Raw genomic sequence first — 16,356 nt, 5'->3', positions numbered from 1 at the left:
GATGCGCCGGCAACCGCCCCGATAAATCAGAAGAATACATGCGCCTTTCCACCATCAAACTGTCCGGCTTCAAATCTTTCGTCGACCCTACGGTGTTTCACCTGCCGACCAACATGACCGGCATTGTCGGTCCGAACGGTTGTGGCAAGTCCAACATCATCGACGCCATCCGCTGGGTCATGGGTGAAAGCTCGGCCTCACGTCTGCGCGGCGATGCGCTGACCGATGTCATTTTCTCCGGTTCTTCGACCCGCAAGCCGGTCAGCCAGGCCACGGTCGAACTCATTTTCGATAACAGCGAAGGCAAAATCGGTGGCGAATTCGCCCGCTTCACCGAGATTTCGGTCAAGCGCTCGGTCAGTCGCGACGGTCAATCCAACTACTATCTCAACGGCTCACGCTGCCGTCGTCGCGATATCACCGATTTATTCCTCGGCACCGGTTTGGGGCCGCGAAGCTATTCCATAATCGAGCAGGGCATGATCGGCCAGATCATCGAAGCCAAGCCGGAAGAGTTACGCGTGTATCTTGAAGAGGCCGCCGGCATTTCCAAGTACAAGGAGCGTCGCAAGGAAACCGAATCCCGGATCAAGAGTGCTCGGGAAAATCTCGATCGTCTTAATGATTTGCGTGAGGAAATCGACAAGCAGCTCGAGCACCTCAAGAAACAGGCACGGGCCGCGGAGCAGTATCAGCAATTGCAGGTCGAGCGTGCCGAGAAAGATGCCCAGCTCAAGGCCATGGATTACCGCCAACTCGGCAAAGAACTTTCCAAGCATCAGGATGCCCTGCGTGACGGCGAAATCCAACTGCAGAAACTGCTTTCCGAACAGCGTCATGCCGAAGCCCAGATCGAGCAGTGCCGCAGTCAGCAGACCGACGCCGCGGATGCGCTTTCCAAAGTACAGGCCGAAGGCTACCGCGTCAGCGGCGAGCTGGCCCGCATCGAGCAGCAGATCCAGCATCAGCGCGAACTCAAACAGCGTCTGGAGCAGGCCAGGTCGGAAGCCGATCAAGCCTTTGCCCAGATTGAACAGCATCTGCAGGATGACCAGGGCAAGGCGGCATTGATTGAATCTGAAATCGCGGAACATGCCCCGCGACTGGCCCTACTGCAGGAAGCGCAGGCCGCCAAGCAGTCCGCACTGCGAGTCACCGAACAGAATCTCCTTGACTGGCAGCAGAAGTGGGATGCCTGTCTGAAAGAGCAGGCCGAAGCCAGTCGCTGGGCTGAGGTCGAACGCACCAAAATCGAATATCTTGAAAAACAGAATCTCGAACTTGGTCGCCGTTCGGAAATTCTGCAGGCCGAGCGCGTCACCCTGAATCCGGACGCCATCAGTTCCGGTCTGCAGGGTATGACCGATGAGCATGGCAGTCTGCAGGCAAACCTTGATGCAATGGGACGGGAGTTGGAGTCGCGTAAGAGCGAACAGCTGGAATTGACCGAGTCCCAGCGTGTGAAGCAGGCCGAATTGTCCGATGTGCGCAAGCAGTTCGAGGCGGCGCGTGGCCGGCTGGCCTCGCTCGAGGCCCTGCAGCATGCGGCGCTTGGGCAGGAAGACAAACAGTCGAAAGCCTGGCTCGACGACCAGGGCCTGCTTCAGAACAGCCGGCTCGGTGAAATGCTTGAGGTTGAGCCGGGATGGGAATTCGCGGTTGAATCGGTGTTGGCTTCGCTGCTGGAGTCCGTCGCCGTCGACGATGCAGGCCGCTATCTGGACAATCTGAGCGCGGTCAATCAGGGCCATCTGGCCTTGATCGATCAGCAAGTCAGCAACCGTGATTTTCCTTCGGGAAGCCTGGCTGCATGCATCAAAGGTCCCGATGCCATCCGCATCCACCTCAGCCGTGTACATACCGCTGCAGATCTCGCTTCCGCCAAGGCCCTGCTGCCTCGCCTGGCCGAGCACGAGTCGGTCATCACACCCTCCGGTGAATGGCTGTCGAAAGGTTTCGTACGCATTCTACGCTCCGGCCATGCCCAACAAGGCGCATTGCAACGTGAATCCGAAATCAAGCATCTGCGGGTTGAAATCCAGCAGTTGGCGGAAACCGAAAAACATCTTGTTGCCGCGCTTGCAGAAATCAAAGACAAACTGCTTCTGGCGGAACATGCCCGAGAAGAAGCCCAGCGCAGCCTTTATCTGGCGCACCGCAGTGTTTCAGAGCTGTCGGGCCAGATTCAGGGCGCGCAGAGCAAGCTGCAGTCGGCACAGAGCCGTATCGCATCCATTGATGCCGAACTGCAGAAGTCCGCCACCACCTTGGACGAAGCACAGCAGCAGGTGCGCGAGTCCCGGCAGCGCCTGCAGCAGGCCACCGAGGCCATGGCGGCACTGGAAGATCGCCGTAGCCAACTTGATCAACAGCGCCGTGAATTGGCGCTGGCCCGCGACGATGCCCGGATCCAACAGCGTGAGAGTGCCGATGGCCTTCATCAATTGGAGCTGACGGTACAATCGCACAAGACCGCTATCGGAGGCTTGAACCAGTCAATCGAGCGTCTTATCCAGCAACGCGTGCAGCTGGTTTCAAGAACACAGGAAATCGCCGAACAACTCAAGCATGGCGATAATCCCATTGAACAACTTACTTCCGAACGTCAACGTGTACTGGATCTGCGGGTCATTTTCGATCGGGATCTTTCAGCCGCACGTTCGGCGCTGGATGGCGTGGAGCAGGAGCTGCGGCGATTTGAACAGCAACGTCAGAGCAGTGACAGCCAGGCTCTTGTCCAGCGAGAAAAAATTACTTCCGTGAAGCTTCTGGAGCAGGCCGTTCTTCTCCGCGCTGAACAATTGCAAGCCGCCATCGAACAGATCGGTACCACCGTCGAAACCGTACTTGAAGGACTGTCCGACCAGTTCGATTCCGATCAATGGGCCAAGAGCCTGCTCGATATCGACAACAAGATGCGCCGGTTGGAGCCGGTCAATCTGGCAGCCATTCAGGAGTTTGGTGAACAAAGCGAGCGCAAAAACTACCTGGATGCACAGAATGCCGACCTTACCCAGGCTCTGGAAACCCTGGAAGAAGCCATCCGTAAAATCGACCGGGAAACCCGCGGCCGCTTTAAGGAAACCTTTGATCGCGTCAACGCGGGCGTCCAAGATCTGTTTCCGCGCCTTTTCGGCGGCGGACATGCCTATCTTGAATTAACCGGTGAAGATCTTCTGGATACCGGTGTATCCATCATGGCACGGCCGCCCGGAAAGCGCGTCTCGAACATTACGCTACTGTCCGGTGGTGAAAAGGCGTTAACCGCTGTTTCACTGGTGTTTGCGATATTCAAACTCAATCCGTCACCTTTCTGCCTGCTCGACGAAGTCGATGCGCCGCTCGATGAAGCCAATGTCGGAAGATTCAGTACAATGGTGACCGAAATGAGCGAGTCGGTACAATTCCTGTTTGTTACCCACAATAAGGCCACCATGGAGTCCGCCAAACAGCTGTCCGGCGTGACCATGCGCGAACCCGGTGTCAGCCGCATGGTTTCGGTTGACCTTGCAGAGGCTACACGCCTGGCCGGTGTGGCCTAGAGGAGTCAGGTATGCTGTCGAATCTAAGTGATGCCGCAATACTCCGGATTGTCATCGGTACGGTATTTGTTTGCATCATCATCTATATTCTGCTCAGTAGCCGACGCCGCTCGCGATCTGCGTCCACTCCTGCGTTTCGCATCGATCCTGAAATGCGGAGTTCTCCGGATGAGCTTGCTGAACATGTCGGTGATGCCATGCAAACGGCAGATGAAATGGAGTTTCGCGAGCAGGCCAAGCTCCATTTCGAGTCCGAGCCGGTAGTCCGCCAAAACAGTCGAATCGGCATGCGAAGTAATGATGCTTACGAAAAGCTGGTGATGCTTTATCTCGCCGCGAAAAGCGGGCACAGTATTTCCGGCGCCGAACTGGTTCTGGCTACAGAGAAGGTCGGTCTCGTGTATGGCCACAACAGCATTTATCACCGTTTGGCAGAGGGATTGCATGCCAATGAGCCGATATTCAGCATGGCCAATGTAATCCAGCCCGGCTATTTCGATCTCGACCAGATCGACACATTGCAAACTCCCGGCGTGAGTTTTTTCATGACATTGCCTGGTCCGGTTACCGCCATACAGGCATGGGACAGCATGCTTCCGATTGCAGAGCGCATGGCTCAGCTGCTCGATGCCGTCCTTCTCGACTCCGATCGCAACGCATTAGGCCGGCAGCGCATTCTGCATATCAAGGAAGAGCTACGCGCATTCGACCGCGATAAAGAGCGCCAGATCATCAAACCCGGGCGCTGATATGGATCCTTTCCGGCAACGGATGCGGCAACTGCAAACGCAGCTCGAAGAGGCCAATTACCGCTACTACGTGCTTGATGACCCTGCAATTCCGGATGCCGATTGGGATCGCTTGCTGCGCGAGCTTCAGGATCTTGAGGATAAACATCCCGAGCTTGCTGATCCGAATTCCCCAACGCAGCGTGTCGGCAGCAGACCTTTATCGGGCTTTGGCGAAGTCGCACATTCCGTACCGATGCTCTCGCTCGCCAATGCGTTCAGCGACGATGAAATCGATGATTTTGTCAGTCGTATCACTAAAGAGACCGGTGATGCCAATCCGGTGTTTTCCGTCGAGCCGAAACTCGACGGCCTGGCCATCAGTCTGCGTTATGAGAATGGCTTGTTCGTGCGCGGAGCTACCCGGGGTGACGGCAGCACCGGTGAGGATGTTACTGCCAATCTGCGTACGGTGAAGTGTATACCGCTGAAGTTGCGAGGTGACGCGCCGGTGGTTCTGGAGGTGCGCGGGGAAGTGTATATGCCGAAGGCCGATTTCGATTCCTACAACGCACGCGCCCTGGCCGAGGGTGGCAAGACTCTGGCCAATCCGCGCAATGGTGCAGCCGGTTCGCTGCGCCAGCTCGATCCGCGCATTACAGCAACACGCCCGCTGGCTTTCTATGCCTATGCATTGGGTGAGGTCAGTGCCATGCCCGCCACCATCGAGACGCATTCGCAGTCGCTGGCGTGGATCAGGGCCTACGGGCTTCCGGTCTGCCCTGAAGCCGGCACCGCACGCGGAGCGGCGGGGGTTCTGGCCTTCTACCGCCGACTAGGCGATCGACGCGACATGCTGAGCTATGACATCGACGGCTCAGTCTACAAACTTGACCGATTCGACCAGCAGCGGGCCATGGGGTTTGTATCACGGGCGCCACGATGGGCAATTGCCCATAAGTATCCGGCGCAGGAACAACAGACTGTGATTGAAGCCATCGATGTCCAGGTTGGCCGAACCGGCGCGGTTACTCCGGTTGCGCGTCTGCTACCCGTACAGGTCGCCGGCGTCGTCGTCACCAACGCAACCCTGCATAATGCCGATCAGGTCGCACGACTGGATGTCCGTATCGGCGATACAGTTATTGTTCGTCGTGCGGGTGATGTCATTCCTGAAGTCGTGCGCGTCGTTGAAGACCGGCGTCCGGCCGGCACAGTACAGTGGTTCATGCCGGTCAAGTGCCCGATTTGCGGCTCGACCGTTGAGCGCGAGGAGGGCGAAGTTGTTTCCCGTTGCACTGGCGGCTTATATTGCCCCGCGCAACGCAAGCAGGCTCTGATTCATTTTTCCTCCCGACGGGCGATGGATATCGATGGCCTGGGTGAGCGTCTGATTGAGGATCTGGTTGATTTCGGCTATGTGAAGACCATCGCCGATCTGTATACATTGCGCCTCGATGATTTCCTGGAAATGAAGCGCAGAGTCGAGGAACGGGACGGTAACACTCCGGAATCGGTAAAAGCCGGCAAAGTCGCCAGCAAATGGGCCGAGAATTTGGTTCAGGCGATTGATGCCAGTCGTGTCAGCGTTCTGGAGCGTGCACTGTTCGCTCTAGGTATCCGTGATGTCGGCGAAAGTACGGCAAAAACCTTGGCGCGTCACTTCGGTGCGCTCAATCCGATTATGTCCGCCGATGAATCGCTATTACGCGAGGTGCCTGATATCGGTCCGGTTGTTGCCGCACGCATCGCGCATTTCTTTGCGCAGGCACATAACCGGGAAGTCATCGAAGCGTTACGTGCCAATGGCGTACATTGGCCCGAGGGCCCACCACAGCGCGCCCAGGATGGCCCTTTGGTCGGCAAGACCATGGTGTTGACCGGTGGACTGGCATCTATGTCACGCGATGCAGCAGGCATGAGACTCGAAGCGCTGGGTGGCAAGCTTTCGGGAAGCGTCTCCAAAAAGACCAGCATCGTCATCGCCGGTGATGCCGCCGGCAGTAAATTGAGCAAGGCCCGTGAGCTGGGTCTTGAAATCTGGGATGAAGCCATGCTGCTCTCATTCCTGACAGAGAATGAAGGCGGCAAGGATGGCTGATTGGCGTGCATCCGCTTCGCATGAGCATCTGCGTCAGCGGGCCGCAGTCTACCGATACATCCGTGAATTCTTCCATGCCCGGGGCGTGCTCGAGGTTGAAACGCCGGTGCTGTCACAGGCGGGCAATACAGACCCCAATATTCAATCATTCCAATTGAAATACAGTGGTCCTGCGGCAGGTGGTCATAAGCGTCGGTGGTTACGAACCTCGCCGGAGTTTCCCATGAAGCGCTTGCTCGCGGGGGGTATCGGCGATTGCTATGAAATCGGGAGAGTGTTTCGCGACGGTGAGTTCGGCCGGCGGCATAACCCCGAGTTCAGCATGCTTGAATGGTATCGCGTCGGATGGAATCATATTCGGCTGGCAGAAGAGGCGGTGACGCTTCTGCTGGGCCTATTTGTCGAGTCCGGTAAGCCGCTGCAAATCCGTAATACGACCTATCGGGAACTGTTCAAGGATGCCATCGGTATCGATCCGCTTTTGGCCGGTGATGCAGCATTGAACGACGCGGTCGCGTCCCGGATCAACATCTCACAAAATGGCCTCGCCCGGGATGACCTGCTCGACTTGTTGCTGACACATGTCATCGAGCCCACATTTCCGGAACGACAGATGACAGTGATCCATGACTTTCCTGCAACGCAATGCGCGTTGGCCAAATTGCGCCAGGATGATGTTCCGGTCGCGGAGCGCTTCGAAATCTACGTCGGAAGCTCCGAGCTGGCTAATGGCTATCATGAATTAAACGACCCCGTCGAACAGAGGCAACGATTCGAGACAGATCTGCTGCGCAGAGGCGTCAGTGGCGATGAAGTGCCGAGAGTGGATGATTATCTATTGCAATCGCTGGCATGTCTGCCCGACTGCGCCGGTATCGCCATGGGGCTTGATCGCCTGATGCTTTGCCTGCTTGGAAAGACCGAGATATCCGAGGTTATCGCTTTCGATTTCAGTCGCGCTTGATCCGGGTTGTGGCCGAATGAATCCTTCCGAGAACAGGAAGCGCCAGCTCGAAGGCTTCTTCGGTCCAGTGCCATAGGATGCTGGCCGGCAACTTCAAGTTTTTAGCCAAAGGAGCCGGCAACATGTCCGACCCCATCTTGCGGATGCGGCCGACGCTGTCGGCGTAACGTCCGATGGCCCAGGTGTGTGCGACAACGGCCACCATGTCGGGCGCCCACTGTGCCAGCGGTGCAGCCTTGAGCAACCAGCCTGCTAAACGGTCACCGAGGCTTTGTTTGATTTTTCGTTCCAATTGCCTGAAATCAACGAGCTGCCCGGCGCTGCTTTCGGCGACGGCGATGATGGCGGAGCTTTCCCAGCTGGCCGGTTTCAGACCATGTTGTTTGTAGATGTCCTTGATCAACTGCTTCTGGATGTGCAGCGGACTGTTTTTCTCCAGCGATTGCATTACCGGTTTGGCCAGAAAGGATTTGGCCAGAGGAAATCGGCCGATGATGCTATGGGCGATGGCAAAGGCACAGGCCCGGACACACGCGGTATGCAGCATGACTTCAATCTTACCGCTGGGACGGAGCATCGATGTGGCCATGTGGACCTGCGGCATTATTGCTAAAATGACTGTTGAAAAGGAAGATACCATGAATTTCGAACAAGTCGACCGCGTGCGGCCATTGGTCTGGCAGAACAACCATCTCTTGGTACTTGACCAACGGGAATTGCCGCATCGCCAGAGCCATCTGGTCTGCCGGACCTCTTCGGAGGTCGCCGAGGCGATTCATGTTCTTGCCGTCCGCGGCGCTCCTGCCATCGGCATCGCCGGTGCATTTGGCGTGGTGTTGGCGGCTCATGCCGTCCAGGCCGATACCGGTGCAGAAGCCCTGCAGCGGATTGATTTGGAATTGACGGCTTTGGAACAGGCCCGCCCAACCGCCGTGAATCTTCGCTGGGCCGTACAGCGTATGCGATCTCTTCTCCAAGCTATGGGCTCCGACTGGCGTGAGGGAGTCCTGTCGGCCGCGCAAGCCATCCAAAGCGAGGATCTGGCCGCCAACTACCGCATGGGGCGCTTCGGTGCTGATTGTCTTTCGGAAGGCGCACGGGTAATGACTCACTGCAATACCGGCTCACTGGCTACCGCAGGCTTCGGCACAGCGCTTGGCGTAATCCGGGCCGGTATCGCCATCGGGCGTATCGCGAAGATCTACGCGAGTGAAACCCGGCCCTGGCTGCAGGGTTCGCGACTGACCATTTGGGAGCTCTTGCAGGACGGGATTCCGGCGACGCTGATCATTGATTCGGCCTCGGCCTACCTGATGCAGCAGGGACTGATCGATGCCGTGATTGTCGGTGCCGACCGCATCTGCGCCAATGGCGATGTCGCCAATAAGATCGGAACCTATGCCCATGCGCTCGCCGCCAAGGCCCATGGCGTCAAGGTCATGGTGGTCGCTCCGAGTTCGACCATCGACATGGCCACCGCCTCTGGAACCCATATCGCCATTGAACAGCGTCCAGGCACGGAATTGACCCATATTGGAGGCGCCGAAATCGGCGCCAGAGCCGCCGCGGTCTACAATCCGGTATTCGATATCACCCCGGCTACCTGCATCGATTTCCTGGTCACTGAAAGAGGGGTCATTACCCACCCGGACGCCTCCAAAATGGCGGCAATTTTCGGCCCGCTGTCAAGCCCGTAAATCCTTGTTTTATAAGTACGAAAAAGCGCGAAAAGTGCACCGGTTTCTGCTACAATTCTAGCTATGTTTTTTCGGCTCCAGAAGGGGTCGGGAATGGCATCAAAATCCCTAGAATTCCGAGTGCCTGAATGTCAGATTTAGCCAAAGAAGTTATACCGGTAAACCTCGAAGACGAAATGCGCCGCAGTTATCTTGATTACGCCATGAGCGTAATCGTCGGTCGCGCCCTGCCGGATGTGCGAGACGGGCTGAAGCCGGTGCACCGCCGCGTACTGTATGCCATGCATGAGCTCGGTGCCCACTCGAACAAGCCCTACTACAAATCGGCCCGTATCGTCGGTGATGTCATCGGTAAATACCATCCGCACGGCGATCAATCCGTTTATGACACGCTGGTCCGGATGGCGCAGCCGTTCTCGTTGCGGTATCTCCTGGTGGACGGGCAGGGTAACTTCGGCTCGGTTGACGGCGACTCCGCCGCGGCCATGCGTTATACCGAAGCGCGCATGGCACGCATCACCCATGAGTTGTTGGCCGACATCGACAAGGAAACCGTCGACTTCCAGCCCAACTATGATGAGAAGGAGCTTGAGCCCACGGTCATGCCGACCAAGGTGCCGAATCTGCTGATCAACGGTTCCGAGGGTATTGCGGTCGGCATGGCGACCAAAATTCCGCCGCACAATCTCGGCGAAATCATCAATGGCACCATCGCGCTGATCGATGATCCGGATATCGGTATCGGCGAATTGATTGCACACATCCCCGGCCCTGATTTCCCGACCGCTGCCATCATCAACGGCGCCGCCGGCATCCATGCCGCTTACCATACCGGTCGTGGCCGCGTGGTCATGCGCGCAAAAACCGAAATTGAGATGCAGGATAATGGTCGCGAAGCCATCATCGTTACCGAGCTGCCTTATCAGGTCAACAAAGCCCGTCTGATTGAAAAAATCGCCGAGCTGGTCAAGGAGAAGCGCGTCGAGGGCATTTCCGAGTTGCGCGATGAGTCCGACAAGGACGGCATGCGCATTTACATTGAAATCAAGCGCGACCAGTCCGCGGAAATCGTACTCAACCATCTGTTCAACGAAACCCCGCTGCAGCAGAGCTTCGGCATCAACATGGTGGCACTGGTCGATGGCCGCCCGCAGCTGCTGAACCTGAAGCAGATCCTTGAAGCGTTTGTGCGTCATCGCCGTGAGGTGGTGACCCGTCGTACCATCTTCGAGCTGCGTAAAGCCCGTGCTCGTGCCCACATCCTCGAAGGTCTGACTGTTGCCTTGGCCAACATCGACGAAATGATCGAGTTGATCAAGACCTCGCAGAACCCGCAGGAGGCCAAGGACAGGATGATGGCCAAGCGCTGGCAGCCGGGCTTGGTCAAGTCCCTGCTGGATGCTGCCGGTGCCCATGCATCGCGTCCGGAGGAGCTCGGCGACGGCTTCGGCCTGCTGGCCGATGGTTACCAGCTGACAGAGGTACAGGCCAAGGAAATCCTTGAAATGCGCCTGAACCGCCTTACCGGACTGGAGCAGGACAAACTGACCGAGGAATACAAGGAGCTTCTTGCCGAAATCCGTGATCTCATCGAAATCCTGGAAGTTCCGGAACGCCTGCTCACTGTGATTCGCGGCGAGCTTCTCAAGATCAAGGACGATTTCGGCGATGACCGCCGTACCGAGATTCGTGCCAGCGAGGAAGATTTGGCTGATCTGGATCTGATTGCTTCCGAAGATGTTGTCGTCACGCTTTCCCATTCGGGCTATGCCAAGCGCCAAATGCCTTCGACCTACCGCGCGCAGAAGCGCGGCGGCAAGGGGCGTGCGGCGGCTTCAGTGAAGGATGAAGACTTCATCGAGCGCCTGTGGGTAGTCAATACCCATGACACGCTGCTCACCTTCACGTCCGAAGGCCGCGTGTTCTGGCTCAAGGTCTACCAGTTGCCGGATTCCGGTCCGAATTCGCGGGGCCGTCCGATCATCAACTGGATTCCGTTGCAGCCAGGTGAGAAGGTGCAGGCGGTACTTCCGGTCCGTGAGTTCTCCGATGACCGCTACGTTTTCTTCGCCACACGCAACGGTACCGTCAAGAAAACACCACTGTCGGAATACTCACGTCCGCGTGCCAATGGCATCTGGGCCATCAATCTCGACGAAGGCGATGGCCTGGTCGATGTGCAGATGACTGACGGCAGCAAGGACATCATGTTGTTCGGTTCGCACGGCAAGGCCGTGCGCTTCGACGAATCGGAGGTGCGTTCGATGGGCCGCACCGCAACCGGCGTCCGTGGCATGCGACTGCCTGATGACGGCGCGTTCGTGGTCAGTATGGTGGTGGTCGAGGGTGATGGCGATATCCTGACCGCCAGTGAGAATGGGTTCGGCAAGCGTACCGAAGTTTCAGCTTATCCGAAAAAAGGCCGCGGTACCCAGGGCGTCATCGCCATCCAGAGTTCCGACCGCAACGGCCGACTGGTCGGCGCCATCCAGCTGACCGAACTGCAGGAAATCCTGCTGATTTCGGATCAGGGCACGATGGTGCGCACCCGCGCCTCGGAAGTCTCGCAGGTCGGCCGGAACGCACAGGGCGTGACCCTGATGCGCGTCGCCGATGATGAGAAGCTGATGGCCATCGAGAGTCTGGATGTCATCGAAGATGATGCGGATCCCGAAGCCGGACCCGAAGCCGCCGAATAAGCGGGAATGCGATGAACGAAAAGCGGCGGGAGTTCCCGCCGTTTTTTGTCTTTAAGTGAATCGATTACTTGTAAAGTTTGGCTTTTCCGTCTTTCAGACGCACCATGCTGCCGACTTTGATGCTGTTCAGGGTTTCCTGATGCGCATGTTTGATTTCCCCGTCGCGCATCCGGATGGTGATTTTGTATTCCTTGTTGCCTTCGGCGATTTTCTTGCCGGCATAGGCGCCGCCGGCGACACCGGCAACAGTGGCGACAGTCTTGCCTGTGCCGCCGCCGACCTGGTTGCCGAGCAGGCCACCGGCAACAGCGCCGATGACGGCGCCGCCGGTTCCGGATTTGGCGTCACTGACTTTCTCGATGTTTGTGACGACGCCGCATTTGGCGCAGTCGTCCGGCCAGTTAACGTTGCTATTGGTCATTTTATCGGTCTGCGCACTAGCCATTCCGGCCAAAGCCAGCATTGCAGCAGCGAAAAGAAAGCGGATGGGGTTATTCATCCTGCTTCTCCAGATAGTCAAAGTTGAGCCAACACATGTTCGGCTGAGGACACAGAGAATTCGCCCGGTGCTTCAACAAACAGATGGGTAACGATACCGTTGTCGGCAATCAATGCGAAGCGCTTGGCGCGTAGGCCCATGCCAAATGGGGTGGCGTCCAGTTCCAGGCCGAGCGCCTTGGTGAATGCGCCATTGCCGTCGGCCAGCATAGCGATGCTTTCGGGTGCGGATTGGCTTTTTGCCCAGGCGCCCATTACGAAGGCATCATTCACGGACAGACAGGCAAGCGCATAACCTTTGTTGGCGAATGCATCGGCATGCTCGATGAAGCCCGGCAGATGTTTCGCCGAACAAGTCGGCGTGAAAGCGCCGGGCACGGCAAACATGACGATTTTTTTTCCGGCGAAGAATTCGGAGGTTTCGATGGCCTGGATGCCGTCTTTGAGGGTGTTGATGGTGATATTGGGAATGGTGTTTCCGATTGCGATTGCCATGTTCAGCCTGTAGGGATTGCGGTAATGGAATGATAAACTCTTTCTGTCAGCTTTTCGTGAATCGTAGCAAAGGCCACGAAATGCTCCTATGCATGGAGCCAATTTATGGAATTCAAAGATTACTACAAGGCGCTCGGTGTCGAGCCCACCGCCAGTGAAGCGGAAATCAAGACCGCCTACCGGCGGCTGGCACGCAAATACCATCCGGATGTCAGCAAGGAAGCCGGTGCCGAGGAGCGCTTCAAGGCGGTCAATGAAGCTTACGAGGTGCTCAAGGATAAGGAAAAACGCACGCAGTACGATCAGCTCAAGGCCAGTGGCTACCGCCCAGGTGAAGAATTCCGGCCACCTCCGGGTTTCGGCGGCGGCGGATTCCAGTTTGATTTCAATGAGATGGGTGGCAATGCCGGGTTCAGCGACTTCTTCGAATCCTTGTTCGGCGGTACGCGGCGTGCGCAACCCCAGCCGGCGGTTGGCAGCCGCGTCCGCTTGGCGATACCGTTGGAGCGTGCTTTTGCCGGAGGCAAACAGAAAATCCGCATCGGTGATCGCACGCTTGAAATCGCCATTCCGGCCGGAATACGCCCCGGACAGACCATCCGTCTTTCCGGACAGGGCGAGCGTGGCGGCGACCTGATGATCGAAATCAGCTATCACGAGCATCCGGAGTTTGAGTTGGATGGGCAGAACGTACTGTATACCCTGAGCCTGATGCCCTGGCAGGCGGCCTTGGGCGCGACCGTATCGGTTCCAACGCTGGGTGGTAAGGTTGGACTCAAAGTGCCGCCGGAAACGGACAGCGGCAAGCGTTTACGCCTGAAAGGGCGGGGCATGCCGGGCAAGGCTGGCAATGGCGATCAATTGGTCGAAATAGAAATTACGGCTCCAGCGCCGCAAACCGCAGAACAGGAAGCGCTCTATAAGCGTATGTCGGAACTGTTTCCGGCAGATTAAGCCAGACCGCCGGGCAGGACCTGTTTGATGATTTCAATCAGCTCGTTTTCATTGAAGGGTTTGGTCAGATACGCCTTCGCGCCCTGACGCATGCCCCATACCTTATCGGTTTCCTGGTCCTTTGTGGTAACCAGGACGATCGGAATATGTGCGGTGGTCTCGTCACGGGTCAGTGCCCGTGTCGCCTGGAAGCCATTCAGATTCGGCATCACCACATCCATCAAAACGAGATCCGGTTTCTCATTCCTGCACAGTTCAACTCCGATCACGCCGTCTTCGGCGGTCAGCGCTTCATGCCCGAGTTTTTCCACGATGCGTTTCATACCCAGAAGCTGGGAGGGGGAGTCGTCGACGACCAGGATGCGAGCCATAAAAATTTCCCTGAATGGATGTGTTTAGTTAAAGCCAAAACTTGGATTTTAGCAAGCCTCACCGTCGGTTCGGACGATAACCCGACCGAAGGATTGCCCGGAAAGCATCTGTGCGAAGACCTCCGGTAACCCAGCAAGCCTGATTTCGCGCACCGGCAACGCTGCCATGGCCTCGATTGTAAAATGCCGGGAAAGGAGCTGCCAGACGCGTTCGCGGATGTCGCGCTCGGTTCCGGCCGAGGCAATGCCGAGCAGTGAAACTCCCCGGATGATGAAGGGCATGACTGTAGCAGGAAGATCCTGCCCTGAGACTAGACCACAACTGGCGACATTGCCGTAGGCGACAGTCTGCGCAAGCAGTGCCGCCAATGTCCGTCCTCCAACGTTGTCCAAGGCGCCACCGAACCGGGCCTTGTCCATCGCTTTATCAGTGAGCACTGATTCACGGGTCAATACGACATCTGCACCAATCTTCCGCAGTAGCTCGGCATGTTCGGGTTTTCCGGAAACGGCATGGACGCGATAACCCGCCCGATGAAACAGGGCAGTAGCCAGCATGCCAACACCACCGGTGGCACCGGTGACGGCAATGGGGCCCAAATCAGGATGCTGCCGGTTTTCCTGCATGCGCAAGAGTGCCAGTCCAGCCGTGAATCCGGCGGTGCCGAGTACCATGGCCTCACGGGCGCTCCATCCATCAGGAATTCGGATGACATGGCGATGGTCGATTCGGACCTCGCTGCTGTAGCCACCATCCATGGTTTCCGAGAGCCCTGAGCCGGTGACCAGAACGGTATCGCCGGGTTTCAATTGCGGGTCGGCCGATTCGATGATCTGTCCGGCGCAATCGATTCCTCCGTTAAGCGGGTAGTGACGCAGAATCTTGCCTTGTCCCGTTCCGGCTAGCGCATCTTTGTAATTGACGCTGGAGAATTGAACTGCAATGCGGGTATCGCCGGGAGTCAGTTCATTATTAGAGAGTGATTCGATGGTGGCGCGATAGCCGTCATCATCATTATGGATTCGGTAAGCAAGGATTGGATTCATCTCGTGGTTCCTCGGGCATGAAAAAACCCGCATTGCTGCAGGTTTTTTCCTAGATCATCGAATCAGTCAGTTGACCTTATGAATGGCGCGCTTATCCACCGCCATGGCAGCGTCGTGGATGGCTTCCGAAAGGGTCGGGTGGGCATGGCAGATGCGTGCCAGATCCTCGGCCGAGCCATGGAACTCCATGGTCAGAACGCCTTCATGCACCAGCTCGGAAACACCGACGCCGACCAGATGCATACCCAACACGCGATCGGTCTCGGCGTGGGCGATGACTTTCACAAAGCCCGCCGGCTCGCCCATGGCCACGGCGCGGCCGACAGCGGCAAACGGGAAACTACCCGTCTTGTATTCCACACCTTCGGCCTTGAGCTGTTGTTCGGTTTTTCCGACCCACGCGATTTCCGGTTCGGTGTAGATGACCCAAGGAATGGTGTCGAAGTTGACATGGCCGGGTAGGCCGGCAATCAGTTCAGCAACGGCGATACCTTCTTCAAAACCTTTGTGCGCCAGCATCGGACCCCGGACGCAGTCGCCGACCGCCCAGACACCGTCAACACCGGTACGGCAGTGGTCGTCGACTTCGATTTGACCGCGTTCATTGAGTTTGACCCCGGTACCTTCAGCAAGCAGGCCTATGCTGGCGGCTTTGCGTCCGACCGCGACCAGCAGCTTATCGACGACCAGGTTTTGATCGTCCTTGCCGTCGTTATAGGTCAGATGTACTTCGCCATTCTTGATCTCGGCCTTGCTGACTTTGGCGCCGAGTTTGATGTCGAGGCCCTGTTTCTTGAATTCCTTGAGTGCGGTACGTGCGACTTCGGCGTCTGCCGAACCGAGAAAGTCCGGCAATGCTTCGAGAATGGTCACTTCGGCACCGAGACGTTTCCAGACACTGCCCAGTTCCAGGCCGATGACGCCGGCGCCGATCACACCGAGGCGTTTGGGCACGGCTGTGAAATCGAGTGCACCGACGTTATCGACGATGTGTTTGCCGTCGAATTTTGCGAACGGAAGTTCGATCGAATCCGAACCGGCGGCAATGACGATATGCTTGCCGGTCAGTTCGACGGTCGAGCCGTTGTGCTGCTTGACGGTGACGCGCTTACCGGGCTGCAACTGGCCAAAACCGTAGAAAGCCGTGATTTTGTTGGCTTTGAACAGGGCAGCGATGCCGCCGGTGAACTGCTTAACAATCTTGTCCTTGCGGCCGACCATGGTGGCAACGTCGATTTTGGCGTTGTCGGCACTGATGCC

13 protein-coding genes are annotated in these 16,356 nt (G+C 57.2%); 7 read left to right on the top strand and 6 right to left on the bottom strand.

Translation table 11 applies throughout. The features are described 5' to 3' along the window. The first annotated feature begins 38 nt into the window (after nucleotides 1-38). Genes smc through epmA form a run of 4 tightly spaced genes read left to right on the top strand, consistent with a single transcriptional unit; the run spans nucleotide 39 to nucleotide 7,335 of the window. Nucleotides 39-3,542, top strand: coding sequence for a chromosome segregation protein SMC (gene smc / locus ACIQ1A_RS07940; RefSeq protein WP_395770530.1), 3,504 nt, complete (start codon nucleotides 39-41; stop codon nucleotides 3,540-3,542). Nucleotides 3,543-3,553: 11 nt separating this feature from the next. Next, nucleotides 3,554-4,291: a cell division protein ZipA gene (gene zipA, locus ACIQ1A_RS07935; RefSeq protein ID WP_395770529.1), complete on the top strand. Its 738-nt coding sequence runs from the start codon at nucleotides 3,554-3,556 to the stop codon at nucleotides 4,289-4,291. A 1-nt stretch (nucleotide 4,292) separates the two neighbouring features. Then, complete coding sequence (gene ligA / locus ACIQ1A_RS07930) at nucleotides 4,293-6,371, top strand: NAD-dependent DNA ligase LigA (RefSeq protein ID WP_395770528.1); 2,079 nt, start codon at nucleotides 4,293-4,295, stop codon at nucleotides 6,369-6,371. Continuing rightward, on the top strand, nucleotides 6,364-7,335 hold the full coding sequence (gene epmA / locus ACIQ1A_RS07925) for an EF-P lysine aminoacylase EpmA (RefSeq protein ID WP_395770527.1): 972 nt from the start codon (nucleotides 6,364-6,366) through the stop codon (nucleotides 7,333-7,335). The genes ligA and epmA overlap by 8 nt, the downstream gene beginning before the upstream one ends. On the opposite strand, the gene ACIQ1A_RS07920 is transcribed toward epmA, so the two are convergent. Then, nucleotides 7,322-7,912, bottom strand: a complete 591-nt coding sequence (locus ACIQ1A_RS07920; RefSeq protein WP_395770526.1) for a hypothetical protein — start codon at nucleotides 7,910-7,912, stop codon at nucleotides 7,322-7,324. The two genes, epmA and ACIQ1A_RS07920, sit on opposite strands and share 14 nt — an antisense overlap. A 61-nt stretch (nucleotides 7,913-7,973) precedes the next feature. Here ACIQ1A_RS07920 and mtnA point away from each other — a divergent pair, with 61 nt between their 5' ends. After that, the gene (gene mtnA / locus ACIQ1A_RS07915) at nucleotides 7,974-9,032 is read left to right on the top strand and encodes an S-methyl-5-thioribose-1-phosphate isomerase (RefSeq protein WP_395770525.1); all 1,059 of its coding nucleotides are present in this window, start codon (nucleotides 7,974-7,976) and stop codon (nucleotides 9,030-9,032) included. Nucleotides 9,033-9,160: 128 nt separating this feature from the next. Next, complete coding sequence (gene gyrA, locus ACIQ1A_RS07910) at nucleotides 9,161-11,731, top strand: DNA gyrase subunit A (protein ID WP_395770524.1); 2,571 nt, start codon at nucleotides 9,161-9,163, stop codon at nucleotides 11,729-11,731. Nucleotides 11,732-11,795: 64 nt separating this feature from the next. Here the strand turns inward: gyrA and ACIQ1A_RS07905 are convergent, their stop codons facing one another. After that, on the bottom strand, nucleotides 11,796-12,230 hold the full coding sequence (locus ACIQ1A_RS07905; protein WP_395770523.1) for a glycine zipper 2TM domain-containing protein: 435 nt from the start codon (nucleotides 12,228-12,230) through the stop codon (nucleotides 11,796-11,798). A gap of 17 nt (nucleotides 12,231-12,247) precedes the next feature. Further along, the gene (locus ACIQ1A_RS07900) at nucleotides 12,248-12,724 is read right to left on the bottom strand and encodes a peroxiredoxin (RefSeq protein ID WP_395770522.1); all 477 of its coding nucleotides are present in this window, start codon (nucleotides 12,722-12,724) and stop codon (nucleotides 12,248-12,250) included. Between the two features lie 105 nt (nucleotides 12,725-12,829). On the opposite strand from ACIQ1A_RS07900, the gene ACIQ1A_RS07895 reads away from it, so the two are divergent. Further along, nucleotides 12,830-13,678 (top strand): DnaJ C-terminal domain-containing protein, encoded by an 849-nt coding sequence (locus ACIQ1A_RS07895; protein WP_395770521.1) that lies wholly within the window; start codon nucleotides 12,830-12,832, stop codon nucleotides 13,676-13,678. On the opposite strand, the gene pilH is transcribed toward ACIQ1A_RS07895, so the two are convergent. The 3 genes from pilH to lpdA all read right to left on the bottom strand — a co-directional run. Then, the gene (pilH, locus tag ACIQ1A_RS07890; protein WP_395770520.1) at nucleotides 13,675-14,049 is read right to left on the bottom strand and encodes a twitching motility response regulator PilH; all 375 of its coding nucleotides are present in this window, start codon (nucleotides 14,047-14,049) and stop codon (nucleotides 13,675-13,677) included. The two genes, ACIQ1A_RS07895 and pilH, sit on opposite strands and share 4 nt — an antisense overlap. A gap of 48 nt (nucleotides 14,050-14,097) precedes the next feature. Then, the gene (locus ACIQ1A_RS07885) at nucleotides 14,098-15,096 is read right to left on the bottom strand and encodes a YhdH/YhfP family quinone oxidoreductase (RefSeq protein ID WP_395770519.1); all 999 of its coding nucleotides are present in this window, start codon (nucleotides 15,094-15,096) and stop codon (nucleotides 14,098-14,100) included. A 66-nt stretch (nucleotides 15,097-15,162) separates the two neighbouring features. After that, nucleotides 15,163-16,356: dihydrolipoyl dehydrogenase (gene lpdA, locus ACIQ1A_RS07880; protein WP_395770518.1), on the bottom strand; the 1,194-nt coding region annotated here is incomplete at its 5' end.

The sequence above is a fragment of the Arenimonas sp. genome, from assembly GCF_044353605.1.
Classification (GTDB): Bacteria; Pseudomonadota; Gammaproteobacteria; order Xanthomonadales; family Xanthomonadaceae; genus Arenimonas.
Note: the sequence above shows the minus strand (reverse complement) of the source record. Positions and strands in the feature narration are given on the sequence as shown.